This window comes from Paenibacillus sp. EKM206P (genome assembly GCF_011066155.1).
GTDB lineage: Bacteria > Bacillota > Bacilli > Paenibacillales > Paenibacillaceae > Paenibacillus > Paenibacillus polymyxa_D.
Map to the genome: position 1 here is coordinate 1 of NZ_JAAMNQ010000013.1, position 18,327 is coordinate 18,327.

The following is an 18,327-nucleotide window of genomic DNA, read 5'->3' on the forward strand; positions in this document are numbered from 1 at the left end:
CATCAGGAACTGGACAGCCGGATTACGCTGCGTGAGGTGTTCCAACACTTTACGATTGAGCAGCAAGCCCAGCTCATCGCAACGCACGGCACAGACACCTATACGGTGATTCCTGCGGCGGCGCAACAGGCGTACTACCCGGTTTCCTCGGCTCAAAAAAGACTGTACATTTTGAGCCATCTGGAAGGTGGGGATCTCAGCTACAATATGCCGGGTGTATTAACCGTGGAGGGGCCGCTTCAGGCCGATCGGCTGGAGGATGCGTTCCGTCAGTTAATAGCCCGCCATGAAACGCTGCGGACTTCTTTTGAAATGGTGGAAGGCGAGGTCGTTCAGCGGGTGTACGATCAAGTGGAGTTTGCAGTAGAGCACCTGCAAGCCAGGGAGTCCGAAGCCGATGCCTATATCGAGTCCTTTGTACGCAGCTTTGACCTTCGCCAGGCACCACTGCTGCGTGTCCGTCTTATTCAAACCGGACCAGAGCGCCATCTCCTGATGTACGACATGCACCATATTATTTCAGACGGTGTATCGTCGAACAATATCGTGCAGGAGTTGGTACAACTGTACGAAGGACAGGCATTGGAGCCGCTGCAAATTCAGTACAAAGACTACGCCGTGTGGCAGCAGCAGGAGATGCAGCGTGAATCATACCAACGCCGGGAACACTTCTGGCTGGAGCATTTAGCTGGAGAGTTGCCGGTACTGAATTTGCCAATTGCTTATCCTAGACCTGCTGTTCGCAGCTTCGAAGGTGCGATGTATGAATTTACAGTGGACGCGAATGTATCCGAGCAACTGCACCGAATTGCGACACAAACCGGAAGTACACTGTACATGGTGCTGTTGAGCGCCTACACCGTTCTGCTGTCCAAATACAGCGGTCAGGACGATTTGATCATCGGTACGCCAGTAGCAGGCCGCTTGTTGCCTGAGCTGGAGCCACTGATCGGAATGTTCGTCAATACGCTAGCCATCCGGCATCAGCCGAAGGGCAACCAAACGTTCCACAGCTACTTGCAGGAAGCCAGAGATCGTACGCTGCAAGCCTTTGAGCATCAGGATTATCCACTGGAAGAGTTGGTGGAAAAGCTGGATGTAGCACGGGATGCAAGCCGTAACCCGTTGTTTGACACCATGTTTGTACTGCAAAATACAGAGTCGCAGGAAACGAAGCTAGAAACGCTGTCCTTCAGTCCATATGTTCAGGAGCACAGCATCTCCAAATTCGATTTGACCTTGTCTATGAGTGATGAAGACGGGGAAATCAAGGGTTCGTTTGAATATTGCACGAAGCTGTTTGGGGCCGACGCTATTGAGAGATTAACCAGAGATTTGATAGCGATCCTGTCCCAGATTGGAATCGATCCAGATTTGCTGTTAGGCGATATTCAGGTTAACTCGGACGAGCGGCCGGAAGGCTTCTCACCGGATTCCATCGACTTTGTTTTTTAAATCCGTTTTCTAAAATGCAATGAGTTCACTTTGCGTGTGCAGAGGGCGGCGGCTTGTCCGACTGCCCTTGCCTGCAAAGTATTCTTTTTCTGACACAACGCTCATGTACGTAACAACGCACCATCCAACCGGGGAACAGGCCCCGAGAAGCAGGAGGGATGTCATTGAAAGCCTTATTTGAGAAGGAAAAAAATTACTGGAGTCATAAACTGGAATCTGAGGATCATACCATCTGCCTACCATACACTAACCATGTGTCCAGAAGTACAACTGTAACGAGTTTAAATTCCCATATGTACACGCTCACATTTCCAACTGAAATTTCCCAAAGAATATCATCTATAACAGGTGGCGCTCCATGGGCCGTGTTTATGGTCCTGCTTGCTGGAGTAGAGAGCTTATTGCATAAATACACAGGTGAGGAACGTGTGCTGCTGGGCATTCCGGTAGCCAAGTCTAGCAACGGTGCTACAAAGCCGATCAACCATCTACTTTTATTGAAAAATACGCTGGATTCCAGCACAACCTTCAAAGCCTTGCTGTCTCAAATCAAAACCTCTGTCGGCGAAGCTATTGAACATCAAAACATTCCTTTTTGGAACTATTCTGAATTACTTGACATTCAACGTGATGAGGATGGAAAGCCTCTTATTCACACCACAGTATCCTTGCGAAATATTCATATTTCTGATTTTTTGGATCACGTACAATCTGAACTAGATTTCCAGTTTCAATGGGAACATGAAGCGGTTTCCCTAAACGTAAAGTATAGTAGCGACCGTTATAGCGAGACGACGATTGAGCACTTTGTTGAGCAGCTTCTGCGGCTGTACACTATTGTTTTGCAGCAGCCAGAGTTGGCGATTTCCACAGCACAAGTGCTGTCAGAGCAAGAAATAGAGCAGCTGCTCCATACCTTCAACGATACAAATGTGGATTATCCACGTCATGCGTCTATTCATGAATTGTTCGAGAAACAGGCGAAGCAGACACCACAGCAGGTGGCGGTAGTGTATGGGCAAGATAGCCTAACCTATGCAGAATTGAATGAAAAGGCCAACCGACTGGCTCATTCTTTACGTAAGCAGGGAATCCGCACCGAGCAGACAGTCGGCATTGTAGCTGAACGCTCGATTGAGATGATTGTCGGTATGCTCGGAATTCTCAAAGCAGGTGGAGCGTATGTACCCATTGATTCTGATTACCCGGATGAGCGTGTACGCTATTTGCTGAAGGATTCCGGTGCGGACATACTGCTCGTGCAGCGAATGGAACATCGGCCCACTGATTTTAAGGGAATGGTGCTTGACCTTAGCGATGCCGCAATTTATGGAACGGATGATGCTGATCGTTACGATCCCATTTTGTCGAATGAGCACGGGACGAATACTGATTCGGGATACGTGGACTGCCTAGATCCGTTCTACTCCATTTCCGCCAGTCCCGAACTTGCTTCTACGACAACCATACAACCAGAAATCATGCAACCAAAAGCTACGCAATCAGAACAAGCAGAACCAGAACAAATACAGCAGACTTATGCAGCTAAAGAACAACCACAGGCGAGCGCAGCTGGTCGCTTGGCCTATATTATGTACACCTCAGGGACTACAGGCCAGCCCAAAGGGGTTATGGTGGAGCACCGTAATGTCGTGCGTTTGGTGACAAACACAAACTATGCACGCTTGAATGCCGACACACGCATTTTGCAGACCGGGTCTGTTGTCTTTGACGCGTCCACCTTCGAAGTTTGGGGTGCGCTATTGAACGGTGGACAGCTGGTGCTGGTGAGTCAGGATGTTATTTTGGACGCGCCCAAGCTCAAGGAAGTTGTCCGCAATCACGGCATTACCACGATGTGGCTGACCGCACCACTCTTTAATCAGCTATCCCAGCAGGACTTGGAACTATTTGAGGGGATGCGGGAGCTATTGGTCGGTGGTGATGTGCTGTCCGTACCGCATATTAATCGGGTATTGGAGGCCCATCCGAATCTACATATTATTAACGGCTACGGTCCGACGGAAAATACGACTTTTTCTACCACACAAGCCATTACTGGCGTTCAATCGGGATCTGTGCCCATTGGTAGCCCGATCTATAACTCGACGGCATATGTCGTGGACGGTTCGATGCAGCTCCAGCCTGTTGGAGCGTGGGGGGAACTGATTGTCGGCGGTGACGGGGTGGCTCGCGGATACCGCAACCGCCCAGAACTGACGACCGAAAAGTTCATTGACAGCCCGTTCCGTGGTGGCGAACGCTGCTATCGAACAGGGGACCTGGTGCGTTGGAATGCGGACGGGACGCTGGAATATAAGGGACGGATCGACGCGCAGGTAAAAATCCGGGGCTACCGGATCGAGCTGGGCGAGGTGGAAGCACAGCTGTTGAAGCTGGAGGCAGTCCGAGAAGCTGTTGTAATTGCACATGAAGATGAACAGGGGCAAAAGCTGCTCTGCGCATATGTGGTCACCCATGCGGAAGTAGCGACAAGTGAGCTGCGTAGCGCTTTGAGTCAGGAGCTGCCGGGCTACATGGTACCGTCGTATTTTGTACAGCTAGAGCAATTGCCACTGACGCCCAACGGCAAGGTGGATCGCCGAGCGTTGCCACAGCCAGAGGGAGGTGTAGGCTCAGGCGCAGAATCTGTACCTCCTCAAAATCAATTACAAGCACAACTGGCTAGCATCTGGAAAGATGTGCTTGAGCTTGAGCGCATTGGCATTAAGGATAACTTTTTTGAGGCAGGAGGACATTCCCTGCGGGCGACACATGTCATATCACTCATCTATAAAGAATTGCATAGAAATGTGCAGCTAAAGGATCTGTTCCAGCATCCGACCATTGAACAGCTGGCGCAAGTTATTGAAGCACTGGAGCAAACCACTTATGAATCCATCCCTGTTACGGAGAATAAGCCATTTTATGCGGTCTCTTCGGCTCAAAAACGGATGTATATCCTCAATCAGCTTGATGGAGCGGGAATTAGCTATAACATACCTGGTGTCCTGACTCTGACCGGTTCACTTAATCACAAGGCACTGGATAGCGCGTTCCGTCAGCTTATTGACCGTCATGAAACATTGCGCACAAGTTTTGAGACCATGAACGGTGAACCTGTCCAGCGAGTACATGACGAGGTTCCTTTTTGCATGGAATTGACTAATGCTCACGGAGCTACCCCAAAGGAAACGGATGAGCTGGTACGTAACTTTGTCCAACCATTCGATCTGGGGCAGGCTCCGTTATTCCGAGTTGGTTTGATTGAAACAGACCCAGAGCATCATATTTTGCTCATGGATATGCATCATATCATTTCGGACGGCACCTCTATAAATGTACTAATTCAGGACTTCATTCATTTATATGCAGGCGACACGCTGCCCTCGTTACGCATTCAGTATAAAGACTACGCCGCTTGGCAACAGAAGCAGCAGCAAAGTGAACGCTACCGGGAACAGGAAAACTACTGGCTCAATACCTTCGCAGGAGAGCTACCAGTGCTTGATCTACCGACTGATTATCCACGGCCAGCGGTGAGAAGCTTTGAAGGAGATGTGCTGGAATTTACGCTTGACCAACGACAAAGCGCAGGCTTAAAAAGCATTGCGGTGCAGACGGAATCGACATTATATATGGTGCTGTTGGCAGCCTATTCGGCTTTGCTTAGCCACTATAGCGGGCAGGAGGATATTATTGTCGGTTCGCCAATTGCAGGGCGGCCCCATGCGGATCTTGGCAGTCTGATCGGGATGTTCGTGAATACACTGGCAATCCGTAATTATCCAGAAGGCGGGAAAACGTTCCGCGATTATGTGTTGGAGGTCAAGGAAAACGCGTTAAAGGCTTTTGAACATCAGGATTATCCGTTTGAAGAGCTAGTGGAGAAGCTGGGCGTGGATCGAGATTTAAGCCGTAATCCGTTATTTGATACCATGTTTGCACTACAAAACATAGAGCAAAAAGAGCAGCAGCTGGCGGGGCTGCAATTGGCATCTTATCCAAGTGAGCAAACGACGGCCAAATTTGATTTGAGTCTGTTCGCAGTGGAGGATGGAGAACAAATTTCCTGTGCTCTTCAATACGGAACTCGGCTGTACAAACGAGAAACCATTGAACGACTGACTGAACATTTGCAGCAGCTTATCAATGCGGTTACTCAACAGCCGGATATCGCTCTTTCGGCTATAGAAATGGTTTCGGCCCAAGAAAAAGAGCTGCTTGTGCAGAGATTCAATGATACGGTAGCAGACTATCCGTATCCACGAGATCAAGCACTGCATGTGCTGTTCGAGGAACAGGTAGCACAATCACCTGATCGGCTGGCCATCACCTTTGCGGACATGCAGCTTACCTACCGTGAGCTGAATGAACGTGCCGACCGTCTGGCACGCATTCTCGCTTCCCATGGGATACGGCGCGGGTCCGAGCCAGAGACACAGCGAGTAGCAATTATGGCTGAACGCTCCATTGAAATGGTCGTCGGTATGCTGGCGATTTTGAAGGTCGGAGGGGCTTACGTTCCCATTGATCCTGATTATCCTGAAGAGCGTATCCGTTATTTACTGGAGGATTCCGGTGCGGGGCTGTTACTGTTACAACGACGTGAGCAGATGCCTTTTGAACCAGGCATTCCGGTCATCGATTTGAGTGATGAACAACGATGGAGTACCAAATCTGAATTTGACGCTCATACGGATGGAACACTTCCGATTACAACAGGGGGATCTTCCTCGGATCTTGCGTATGTGATCTACACCTCTGGTACGACAGGCAAGCCGAAGGGCGTGATGATTGAGCACCGTAATGTCGTGCGCCTAGTGAAAAACAAAAGCTATGCCACGCTTGATGAAAATACACGTATGCTGCAATTGGGCGCAGTTGTGTTCGATGCCTCCACATTTGAAATCTGGGGAACGCTGCTGAACGGGGGACAACTGTATGTGGTAAGTCATGACACTATTCTGGATGCCTCCAAGCTCAAACAGGCAATTGACAAGTATCGTGTTAACACGATGTTCATGACCACGGCTTTATTCAATCAATATTCGCAGCAAGAAATCGGAGTGTTTGCGTCCTTGAAGGAGTTGCTCGTGGGTGGTGATGTGTTGTCTTTACCGCACGTCAATCGTGTGTTGAAGGAGTACTCGCAGCTTCGCCTAGCCAATATTTATGGGCCGACTGAGAACACCACCTTTTCCACCATCTATGACATTACAGAACCGCAAACCCAGGCTATTCCCATTGGACGTCCAATTGATCACTCGACCGCTTATGTGGTCAATCGTTCGTTGAAGCTGCAACCTATCGGGGCCTGGGGGGAACTGATCGTCGGTGGTGATGGTGTTGGGCGTGGATATCTGAATCGGCCCGAGCTTACGGCGGAAAAATTTATTGAAAGTCCATTCCGGTCTGGAGAATATTGCTATCGTACAGGGGACTTAGTGCGTTGGCGTGCTGATGGTGTACTGGAGTACAAGGGAAGAATGGATGAACAGGTCAAAATTCGCGGCTACCGCATTGAACTGGGTGAAATTGAAACCCGTTTGTCCACGATTCCAGGTGTGAAGGAATCAGTTGTTACCGTGCGGCAGGACGATCACGGACAAAAACAGCTATGTGCCTATTTTGTAACAGATAGCGAACTGAGCGCCAGCGACTTACGTAACATTTTGTCGCAGGATCTGCCTGGCTATATGGTGCCGTCCTACTTTGTGCAGCTCTCCAGACTGCCTTTGACGCTGAATGGCAAAGTAGACCGCAGGGCACTGCCCGCACCTGAGCACAATCTCGATACAGGTATGGACTATGTGGCACCCGAGACGGATGTCCAACAGGCACTGGCTACAGCTTGGGGAGCCATTCTTGGTATCCCGAAAGTCGGAATACAGGATAACTTTTTCCATTTGGGTGGTGACTCCATCAAGGCCATTCAAGTATCGTCCCGCTTATTTCAGGCTGGATACAAGCTGGAAATGAAGGACTTGTTCAAATACCCGACAATTGCAGGACTAAGCACATATATTCAGCCTGTTAACCGAATAGCCGAGCAGGGCGAGGTTACAGGAAATGTAGTGCTTACACCGATTCAGCGCTGGTTTTTTGAACAGCCAACGGGAGAACCACACTATTTTAACCAATCTGTCATGCTCTATCGTCAGGAAGGCTATGACGAACAGGCACTACGGCGGGCGCTCCATCAGATTACATCGCACCATGATGCACTGCGTATGGTTTTTAGTTTGTCGGAGAACGGATGTACAGCATGGAACCGCAGTGTAGAGGAAGGCGAACCGTACCATCTAGAGTGCTTTGATTATAATGACAGCGATGTAAACCAGCAAGATTTGGCGAAGATAATTGAAGCGAAGTGCAATGAAATTCAATCTGGTATTTCTCTAAGTGAAGGTCCGCTGATGAGACTGGGGCTGTTCCGTTGCCCGGATGGAGATCATCTGCTGGTCGTGATTCATCATTTGGCGGTGGACGGGGTATCTTGGCGCATTTTATTCGAGGATTTGGCGACTGCCTATGATCAAGCTTCCAAGGGTGAACAGGTGATTCAGCTGCCTCATAAAACAGATTCGTTCCAAACATGGGCCGAGCAGCTGCACGCTTATGCCAACAGCCCAGCTATGGAACGTGAGCAAGCGTATTGGGGGAAACTTGCACAAGCGGAACGGACTCCTTTGCCGCAGGATTACGGGTATAATGAGCACGAAAAGCCATTGATTGGCGATAGTGAATCGGTTACTGCTTTGTGGACACACGCAGAGACAGAGCAGCTGCTCAAACAGGCCAATCGTGCCTACCGTACAGAAATTAATGACCTGTTGCTAACGGCGGTAGGAATGGCATTGCAAGCATGGAGTGGAAATGATCGGTTCCTGATTAATCTGGAGGGACATGGACGTGAAGCCATTTTACCAGAGGTGGACATTACCCGGACGATAGGGTGGTTTACAAGCCAATATCCTGTTTTGCTCGATATGCCTGAAGAACTGGCACTTTCGCAACGGATTAAGCGGGTGAAGGAAGGACTGCGCGGCATCCCGCAAAAAGGGATTGGCTACGGTGTACTGAAATACTTAGCCGATCATCAGACACAGGCACCGGAGGCATCTCCAGCCCTATTTACGACAGACCCCGAAATCAGCTTTAACTATTTGGGACAGTTCGATCAGGATATGAAAGGGAACGACTTGCAATCATCCTCATATGAGGGTGGGATGCCGCTGAGCCCGACCATGGCTCGAACGTATACGCTGGATTTTGGTGGCATCATTTCGGGAGGTCAACTGGGTCTGACGATTAGCTATAGCCGTACCAGCTATAGACCGGAGACGATCGAGCGATTGGCGAAATTACTGGAATCGAGCCTGCGCGAAATTTTGGTGCATTGCATCCATAAAGAACACCCGGAGCTTACCCCAAGTGATATTTCCTATAAAGGAATGAGTGTGGAGGGCTTGGACAGCCTCTTATCTGAAATGGGTGCTGCAGGTGAGATCGACAATGTATATGCACTGACCCCGATGCAGAAAGGGATGCTGTTTCACAGCCAGCTAGATAGTCAAGCAGCCGCGAATGACGCGTATTTTGAGCAGGTTTCTTATGATATGCGAGGTCAGATGGACATTCGGGCTTTTGCAGAAAGCCTGAATATTCTGGTTCGGCGACATGAGGCGCTGCGTACACATTTTTATTTTGGCAGAGATACGGAACCGTTGCAGGTGGTGTATCGAAATCAGGATTGCGGCTTTCAATATGAAGATTTACACCATCTGGAGAAGGATGAAATAGATACCCGGGTGAAAAATTTCAAGCTACAAGATAAAGCACGAGGCTTTGATCTGCGTAGGGATGTTCTGCTGCGTGTAGCGATTTTACGTACCGGAGAAGACAGCTATCATTTTGTATGGAGCTTCCATCATATCGTCATGGACGGCTGGTGTCTGTCCCTTATAAATAAAGAAGTGTTTGAAAGCTATGCAGCACTTCAGGAGGGCAGAGTACCAGAGCTAGCACCCGCAGTGCCGTACAGCCGCTTTATTGAATGGCTCGAAGCACAGGATCGCAAGGCGGCAACCGACTACTGGAGCAGCTATTTATCCGGATATGAGCAGCAAACAGCATTACCAGCTGTAAAATCCGGTCGCAAGAGTGGAGGCAACACGGCTAGTGATTGGGTGACGGTTTTGGAACGTGAGTTGACCCTCCGGGTGGAGGAGACGGCTAAGCGATATCAAGTGACCATGAATACGTTATTACAAACCGTCTGGGGGATTGTGCTGCAAAAATATAACAACCACAGTGACGTCGTATTTGGCAGTGTCGTCTCAGGCCGTCCATCGGATATTATCGGGGTAGAGGATATTATCGGCTTGTTCATTAATACCATTCCTGTTCGCATCCTTAGTGAGGCAGGGGAATCTTTTGCAGAAGTTATGAAGAAAACGCAGGAGCAGGCTCTGGCTTCTCATGCGTATGATACGTATCCACTGTTTGAGATTCAGGCATTGACCGATCAGAAACAGGATTTAATTAACCATATTATGGTATTTGAAAATTATCCGGTAGATGAGCAGGTCGAAGAACTGGGAAGTGACGGGCAGGAACTATTCCCGATTTCCAACGTGGTGGCTGCAGAGCAGACTAACTATGATCTGAGCTTAGTCGTTATGCCAGGAGAATGCATCAAGATTCGTTTTATGTATAATGCGTTAAGTTATGATCAAACAGGCATTAAGCGTCTGCATGGACATTTTGTGAATCTGTTGGAGCAAGTTTTGCTTAACCCGAATGTTTGCATAGAAGAGCTGGAACTGGTTACAGCGGCGGAAAAACAACAAATTACAGGAGAGTTTAATAACACTGCCTCTGCATATCCAAGCAATCACACGATCCAAAAATTGTTTGAGGAGCAGGCAGAGCGTACGCCGGATCATATTGCCGTCGCTTTGGGTCATCAATCATTGACCTACCGGGAGCTCAATGAGACAGCCAACCGATTAGCGCATACGCTGTGTGATGCAGGGGTGAAACCCGATGAACCTGTTGGCATTTTGACGGAGCGCTCGCTGGATATGATTACGGGAACACTCGCTATTTTGAAGGCTGGTGGCGCGTATGTGCCGGTAGATCCACAATATCCGGAGGACCGTATCCGTTATATGCTGGAGGACTCGGGAGCCAAACTGCTGCTGGCTCAACAAGATTTGCTGGATCGTTGCTATTTTGACGGACAGATTGTTAATCTGAATGAGGATACGTCCTACAGTGCAGATGCTTCCAATCTGGGTATAGATGGAGCGGGTAATCATGCTGCTTATGTTATTTATACCTCAGGCTCAACAGGTAAGCCTAAGGGTGTCGTTGTTGAGCATCAAAGTGTCGTGCGCCTTGTCCGCAATACCGATTATGTGCCATTTGATGAATCGACTCGAATGCTGCAGACTTGCGCGTTTGTATTTGATGTATCTACGTTTGAAATTTGGGGCGCGCTGCTGAACGGCGGTCAGCTTGTTCTTGTGCATAAGGATGATCTATTGGACGCGGCCAAGCTTAAAGAGACGATACGGGATCATAGCATCACCATGATGTGGCTGACCACACCGTTATTTAATCAGCTTTCACAGCAGGATAGTAAACTTTTCGGCGATGTGAAGTATTTGCTGGTTGGTGGTGATGTTTTGTCTGCACCCCATATTAACCGGGTTCTGCGTGATAATCCGGACATGAACATCATTAACGGCTATGGACCAACGGAAAATACAACCTTTTCGACGACGTATCACATTACGGAAGAACAGCTGGATTCTGTGCCGATCGGACGTCCCATCTGCAATTCGACGGCGTATGTTGTGGATTCGTCATTTAACCTGCAACCGGTCGGAGCCTGGGGTGAGCTGGTTGTCGGCGGAGACGGAGTTGCACGTGGTTATTTAAATCGTTCTGAGCTGACGGCTGAGAGATTTCTTGCTAACCCGTGGGTGGACGGAGATCGCCTGTACTGTACAGGAGATCTTGTTCGCTGGCGTGAAGACGGCATATTGGAATACGCCGGACGGATTGATCAACAGGTTAAAATTCGCGGTTACCGGATTGAGCTGGGCGAAGTGGAGGCGCGGCTGGCAAGTGTACCGTCCGTGCGGGATAGCGTCGTTATCGCTTTGCGGGATGGAACGGGTCAACAGCAATTATGTGCTTACTTCACTGCCGATGAACAGCTGACCGTCCGTGAGATTCGAGCTGCGATGTCGGCCAGTCTGCCGAGCTATATGATTCCATCCGCATTTGTACAACTGGATCGGCTTCCGCTGACGACAAACGGCAAAATCGATCGCAAAGCTTTACCTGTGCCGGACAAAGGGCTGCACACGGGTATAGAATATGTCGCCCCGCGAACCGATGTGGAGCAGTTGCTGGCATCCATTTGGCAGGAAGTGCTTGAAATTCCACAAGTGGGTATCCATGATGACTTTTTCACGTTGGGTGGACATTCCTTGAAAGTACTGGAGCTTATACGCAAAGTTCACCTTGCCACAGACATTGAGCTCCCCATCCGTAGTGTTATGGACTTCCCGACTATAGAAGAGCAGGCGCTCACATTATTGAAAGCGGATCTGGAATACAAGGCCGATAGTCCAATCATACGGTTGAATGAACACGGTCCGATCTCCATCTTCTGCTTTCCTCCTATGCTTGGATACGGGCTGTCGTTCGCGGAGCTGGCCAAACAACTGGATCAGGACGCAGTCGTGTATGGATTGGAGTTCGTGGATGATGCTGCCGATGAGCAGGCCATGCTGGCACGTTACGTTGATTTGATCGTCAGCACGCAAGCGCAAGGTCCGTATGTACTGCTTGGTTATTCCATAGGTGGTAATCTGGCGCATAAGGTTGCTGACACACTGGAACGTCAAGGTCATACCGTATCAGATATTTTTATGCTCGATTCGGTCAAAAGGGCGGAAGCCCTGCCCTTCACAGCTGAAGAAACAGAGCATGAAATTCATGACATGCTGGAACAGGTTCCCGACTCCTACCGTGAGCTGTTGAATGAAACGTACCAACGTAAAATGATCGCTTACGCGGTGTATGGCAACCAGCTTGTGAATACAGAGAGCGTTCAGGCGAATATTCACGGCTTTGTCGCCGTTGGATCGGAAACGGTGAGGGGTACAGGAGATAATCGACTTTTATGGAAAGACGCTACACAAGGTAGCTATGAAGAGCATAGCTTGATTGGTAATCATTATGAACTACTGGAACCCGGATTTATCGAGAAAAATGTAAAAAGTATCCGTGCCGCAATACAAAAGATAACTCGGAACACGGACAAAGACATGACACAAGATTTAGCACATCATAAATCTTGAAAATCTACGGTTGATGATTTTAAGAACTGAATCACTAATTTTTTAATCTGTAACACATGAATCCTGATCGACAGGTAAGATGCCGTCTGCTTACACGACTCGATCAGGATTCGCTTTATTATGTGCACTCCCGCGATGGGAAGTGCGATGATTCCATAGCGCCATGCTGATGGCTTCCATACGGAGTATAAATATCTGCTCGCTATGCAATCACCGCACGGTTCAAATCATTAAATCAACTTCATACGTAAGGATGGTACTTCAATATGAAGAGTAAAGGCATTTGCTACCTATCCGCATTTTTAGCAGCGTTGTTTCTCTGGAACCTGCTCATTGCTCCGGCATGGGCAATAGACAGCATAACACCTAATTCATTGGAAAAAAAAGTGGACGATATCATGGTTACAAAATTGGAAAAATTGCATATTCCGGGGGCTGCGGTCGTCGTGACTCAGGGAACCCAAATTCTTTTTAGTAAAGGCTACGGATATGCAGATCTGGAGCGGAAAATGGCATTCGATCCAGCAAAGACCATTGTTCGTGTCGGCTCTCTAACCAAATCATTTAGTGCAAGCGCCACGATGCAGCTGGTTGAGCAAAACAAGCTTGATTTGAATGAAGACGTGAATAACTATCTCCACAGCTATAAAGCTACGCAATACCAGAATCAGCCTTTCAATTTGCATCAGCTTTTGACACATACCTCAGGATTGGATGAAGCGCTGTACGACATTAACAGCTCGACTCGGGCAGGCGTTTTACCCACAGAACAGTATCTCAGCACGTATTTTCAAAATCAGCCACCTATCCGCAAACCTGGAATTCAGTATGAATACAGTAATGTCGCCTTCGGTCTGATCGGTAATATCGTGGAGCAAGTAAGCGGTCAGGGACTGAATGATTACCTTCGTACACATCTGTTCCAGCCGATGAATATGCCCAGCGCGACACTGGAATTGCCGTTAAATCATCCTGCACAGGCCCAGTCGTATCAGTGGAAGGATGGAGCGTATTTGAAACAGCCTTTGTCGTATATCAATCTGCCCGGAGCAGGAGCGTTGAACGTCACACCCAACGAGTTTTCCCATTACTTGATCACTCATTTAAACCAAGGCAAGTATGAGGGCAAAGTGGTGCTCCAACCACATACGGTAAAAGTGATGCATGCGCAGCAATTTGCAGTCGATGCACGCCTGGATGGCGTGGGCTACGGATTTTTTCGTGGTCATTTGGAGACAGGAGTACCTATGCTGTGGGCTACCGGGGAAATTGATGATTTTATTTCCGAAATGGTACTGATTCCGTCACAAAAGATCGGTATTTTTGTGATCATTAATTCAGCTGACACGGACACTCTGCTTCATGGAAAAGTCATCGATGCGATAGCCCAAATGCTGCCCGCAAATCCGCAGGCCGCTTCTCAGTTACTGGCTCGTTCTACCACGCAAGTGAAGCTTTCGCCAGAGATTGAGGGCGTATATCAGGTGGATTCTAATCCTGTTCATGGGTGGGGAAAATGGATTCGAATACTGGGAAACATTACATACACCGTGCGAATTCAAGATGATCATACGTTAATTGTTAAAGGAAAATACCCAAATGAGAATGAAGCAACAGACAAAGTTTTTCAAGCAGCAGGCGATGGATTGTTTGTGGAAAAGGAGGGCCAGCTTAAAATTTTGCTGTATCAGGAAAACGGTACGTGGATGATGGTTGCCCCGGATAGTAAAACCATGAAGCAAACGACACTTTGGCACCGCACCTGGACTCTGCTTGTCAGCTATGCAGCCGCCTCCTTATTTTTCATCACAACCTTGCTGATTTGGATCGTAAGATATGTGATCAAAGCTATCCGTAAAACGAATAATCACATTTCGTCCAACCTTGCATTCATTGCGTCACTAAACACGATTTTTCTCGGAGTGCAGGTCGTCTATGGTAACAATCAGATCGTGTATGGCTATTCCGCGTGGTATATCTGGGGAATTTGCACACTGCCACTCATTTCAGCACTCATTGCCGTGTGGGTATTGATCGTGAATGGCGCAAAGCTGATTACAGGGGAAAGAAGAACCCGGGCTGCCGGGAAAATCCTATTTGCGGTGCTCACATTGCTGCATACAGTGTATCTCTTTTATTGGAATTTCCTTCCTATCCATTATTCCTAAAGATTTACAAAACAATGCATATTCGAACATAAATGAATGCTAAAATTTGTATCTGATGCCCCCAGAAGGGCTTTAAACCAACAAACAGGAGGGAAAGAATGGGAATCTTTCGTCGTTTTACATCCCGTAGCTTCAAATATGCAACTGCTATGGTTTTCACTTTATCGTTGTATGCTGGTGTTGCGGGCAGCATGCAACCGGTACGGGCAGAAGGTCCGGCGGACCCAGCCCCCTTCATTGCAGCGAAAGTGGTCAATGAGAACGCTGGTAAAAAAGTGCTGTTTGATAATACTCATGGACAGACAGCTGGCGCAGCAGATTGGGTGATTGATGGTGGATTTTCAGACTTCGGCCAAGCCCTCGCGAGCGATGGCTATGATGTACACGAGCTTCGCCAATCTACGCCCATTACTTACAATGATCTAAAGAATTATGATGTATTTGTTACAGCAGAGCCGAATATTCCTTTTAAACAGAGCGAACAGGCTGCAATGGAGCAGTATGTAAAAGCAGGCAATAGTATTTTTTTCATTGGAGATCATTATAACGCGGACCGCAACAAGAATCGCTGGGACGGATCGGAGAGCATTAATGGCTATCGTCGTGGTGCATGGGAAGACCCTGCGAAGGGAATGAGTGCGGAAGAAAAAAGCTCGGCAGCAATGCAGGGCGTAGTCAGCTCAGATTGGCTGGGCAGCCAGTTTGGTGTGCGCTTTCGCTACAATGCATTAGGCGATATCACGGCCAATCAGATTGTCGAGCCAGCACAGGCGTTCGGCATTACAGCTGGAGTGAGTAATGTGGCAATGCATGCAGGATCAACACTCGCAATTATCGACCCAGCGAAAGCCAAGGGAATCGTATATCTTCCTAAAACCAATCAGGCTTGGGGCAACGCGGTAGATCAGGGCGTGTATAATGGAGGCGGCATTCCGGAAGGACCTTATGCAGCTGTATCGAAAGTAGGACTAGGCAAAGCTGCTTTCATTGGGGACTCGTCTCCTGTCGAAGATGCAACGCCAAAATATTTGCGCGAAGAGACAGGAACCAAGAAGACAACGTATGACGGCTTTAAGGAGCAGGATGACGCCGAGTTACTGGTCAATATCGTAGACTGGTTGTCCAAGAAGGAGGAGTATACCAGCCTGACGGAAGTGAAAAGCTTACAGCTGGACCAGCCGACGGCATTACTGCCTTTTGAAGAGCCACAGGCTTCCACGGAACCACAAGCCGAGCCTTGGTCCGCTCCCGCAGCTGGCTACAAATGGTGGGATCAGCGAACCTTCAAAGCAGGGTCCTATGGCGGACCTACAGCCAGTGCGCAGCCTGTGTACAACATCGTTCGTCAAGAGCAGCTGCCCAATGCACAGCCTTTTCAAATTCGAGTTACTGCCGATCAGCTGGCTCCCAATAGTACGATTAGCGGATTCAGCACAGGTATTTATATAGAGGGCGGCAATCAAGTAGCCCAGATTCAAAATCCGGATGGAAGCTGGCCAACCTCTTACGGCTATAGCGGAACATTTAGTCTGGAGTCCAACGGCAAAGGGCATGCCTATAAGGACTTGACGGTGCGAATCAAGCCGGGAACCAGTGGTTCAGCTAATCTTAGACTGAGGCAAAACGGCAGCAATCTGCTGACTCAATCCGTCGTGTTGGCTGATGTCCCGGCCCAGCCGTTGCCTGAGGAAGGCAATACGGTTCCAGCTCGTATCAGTGTCGCAGAAGCACGGAGTCTCCCGGCTGGTAAAGTCGTGACCTTAGAGGGTGTTGTGACGACAGAACCAGGTGTATTCGGTGGTCAAGCCTTTTACATGCAGGATGAAAGTGGCGGTATTTATGTATATCAGAACCAAAGCGGCTTTCACCAAGGGGATCGAGTAAAGCTTACAGCAAGCTTGGCACTGTTTAATAGTGAGCTAGAGTTAACCGATCCAGTGGCAATTGAAAAAACGGGAGAAGGACAACTTCCAGAAGCTGTACAAGTCACCCAACTCAGTGATGCGAGCCAAGGACAGTTGGTTGAGCTTCCTACGGCAATGATTCGTAATGTGATAGACGCGACTCCCGTAGGTTCGTTTGAATTTGATGCAGTATCAGGTGAAGTAAGTCACCATGTGCGTGTCGATGCACGTACAGGCTTAACACGGACAACTTTTCCATATCAAGAAGGACAGCACGTGAAGCTAAAAGGAATTTCGGCGATTTTCAAAGGGAATTATCAGTTGAAACCGCGTGGACTGGATGATTTTTCAGCTCAGGCAGGTGCAGAGTTGCAAGAAGTAGAGCTTTCACTGGATCAAACGACCCTCAACATTGGGGATACGGCAGTGACACATCTCAAGGGTACGCTGACAGATGGCAGCGAAGCAGATTTAAACCGCGCTTCTGTTCAGTATGTCAGCAGTCATGAATCCGTTTCGCTGGATACGTATGGAGAACTTAAGGCCCTAAAAGAGGGGAGCGCGGAGATTACAGCCAGCGTTACCTTGGATGGTAAAACGGTCGTATCCAATCCTGTAACTGTTAGAGTCGAAAAGACTGGTGTAGGTGAAGTGCCGAGTAAACCTGTGCTGTCGCATGATAACGGGCAGGACACTGGGCTGAAGGATGGCAATTACAACATCACTATGGATCTGTGGTGGGGTACGAATGGTGATGAACTCAAGTTGTACGAAAATGACAAGCTGATTGGCACTCAATCGTTGCAAGCGGCTTCTCCTGGAGCACAGCATGCAGTCATTCCTGTTACAGGTAAGACCAACGGTACCTACACGTATACTGCAGAACTGATCAACGCTTCTGGTAAAACGACCAGCGACCCGTTAACTGTCGAAGTGACCGATGCTTCTCCTGGCATTCCAGTGCTGTCTCATGACAATTGGGATGGTGATGGTGCCTATACTCTTGCTATGAACATGTGGTGGGGCACAAATGCGACGAAATACAACTTGTATGAAAACGGAAAGCTGATCGACGCGCAGGATCTGCTGAGCCAAAGTCCGCAGGCCCAAAGTGCAGTGACCAGCATCCAAAATCAAAAGCCGGGTACATATGAGTACCGGGCCGAGTTAGTCAATGCTTCAGGAGAAGTTTCTAGTCAAACGATAAGTGTAGAAGTAAAGGGCCATGAAGTAGAAATGATGGGCCGTTAAAAAGTAAGAGCATCTATTGACCTCGTGAGAGTCTATAGATGCTTTTTTATTTTTTACGAAGCGGGAATTATCATTTTAGGATTGGGTTGGCGAAGCGGAAAGTCCCTCTATATCTGAGGAGCCATAGAAGAACATGGCAACTAGAATCACAATAATGACAACCTC

General features: G+C 48.5%; 4 protein-coding genes. All 4 read left to right on the forward strand.

Annotation, left to right across the window (positions count from 1 at the left end):
- The coding region (locus tag G9G53_RS21225; protein ID WP_238796280.1) for a condensation domain-containing protein at positions 1 to 1,455 on the forward strand (1,455 nt) is incomplete at its 5' end.
- 164 nt (positions 1,456 to 1,619) lie between these two features.
- Positions 1,620 to 12,839, forward strand: a complete 11,220-nt coding sequence (locus tag G9G53_RS21230) for a non-ribosomal peptide synthetase (protein WP_165150053.1) — start codon at positions 1,620 to 1,622, stop codon at positions 12,837 to 12,839.
- 266 nt (positions 12,840 to 13,105) lie between these two features.
- Positions 13,106 to 15,007, forward strand: coding sequence for a serine hydrolase domain-containing protein (locus tag G9G53_RS21235; protein WP_165150055.1), 1,902 nt, complete (start codon positions 13,106 to 13,108; stop codon positions 15,005 to 15,007).
- 98 nt (positions 15,008 to 15,105) lie between these two features.
- Positions 15,106 to 18,162, forward strand: a complete 3,057-nt coding sequence (locus tag G9G53_RS21240) for an endonuclease (RefSeq protein WP_165150057.1) — start codon at positions 15,106 to 15,108, stop codon at positions 18,160 to 18,162.
- Positions 18,163 to 18,327: the final 165 nt, after the last annotated feature.

Coding starts and splice junctions, on each gene's coding strand:
- G9G53_RS21235 (WP_165150055.1), top strand. CDS start 13,106: ATGAAGAGTAAAGGCATTTGCTACCTATCCGCATTTTTAGCAGCGTTG.
- G9G53_RS21240 (WP_165150057.1), top strand. CDS start 15,106: ATGGGAATCTTTCGTCGTTTTACATCCCGTAGCTTCAAATATGCAACT.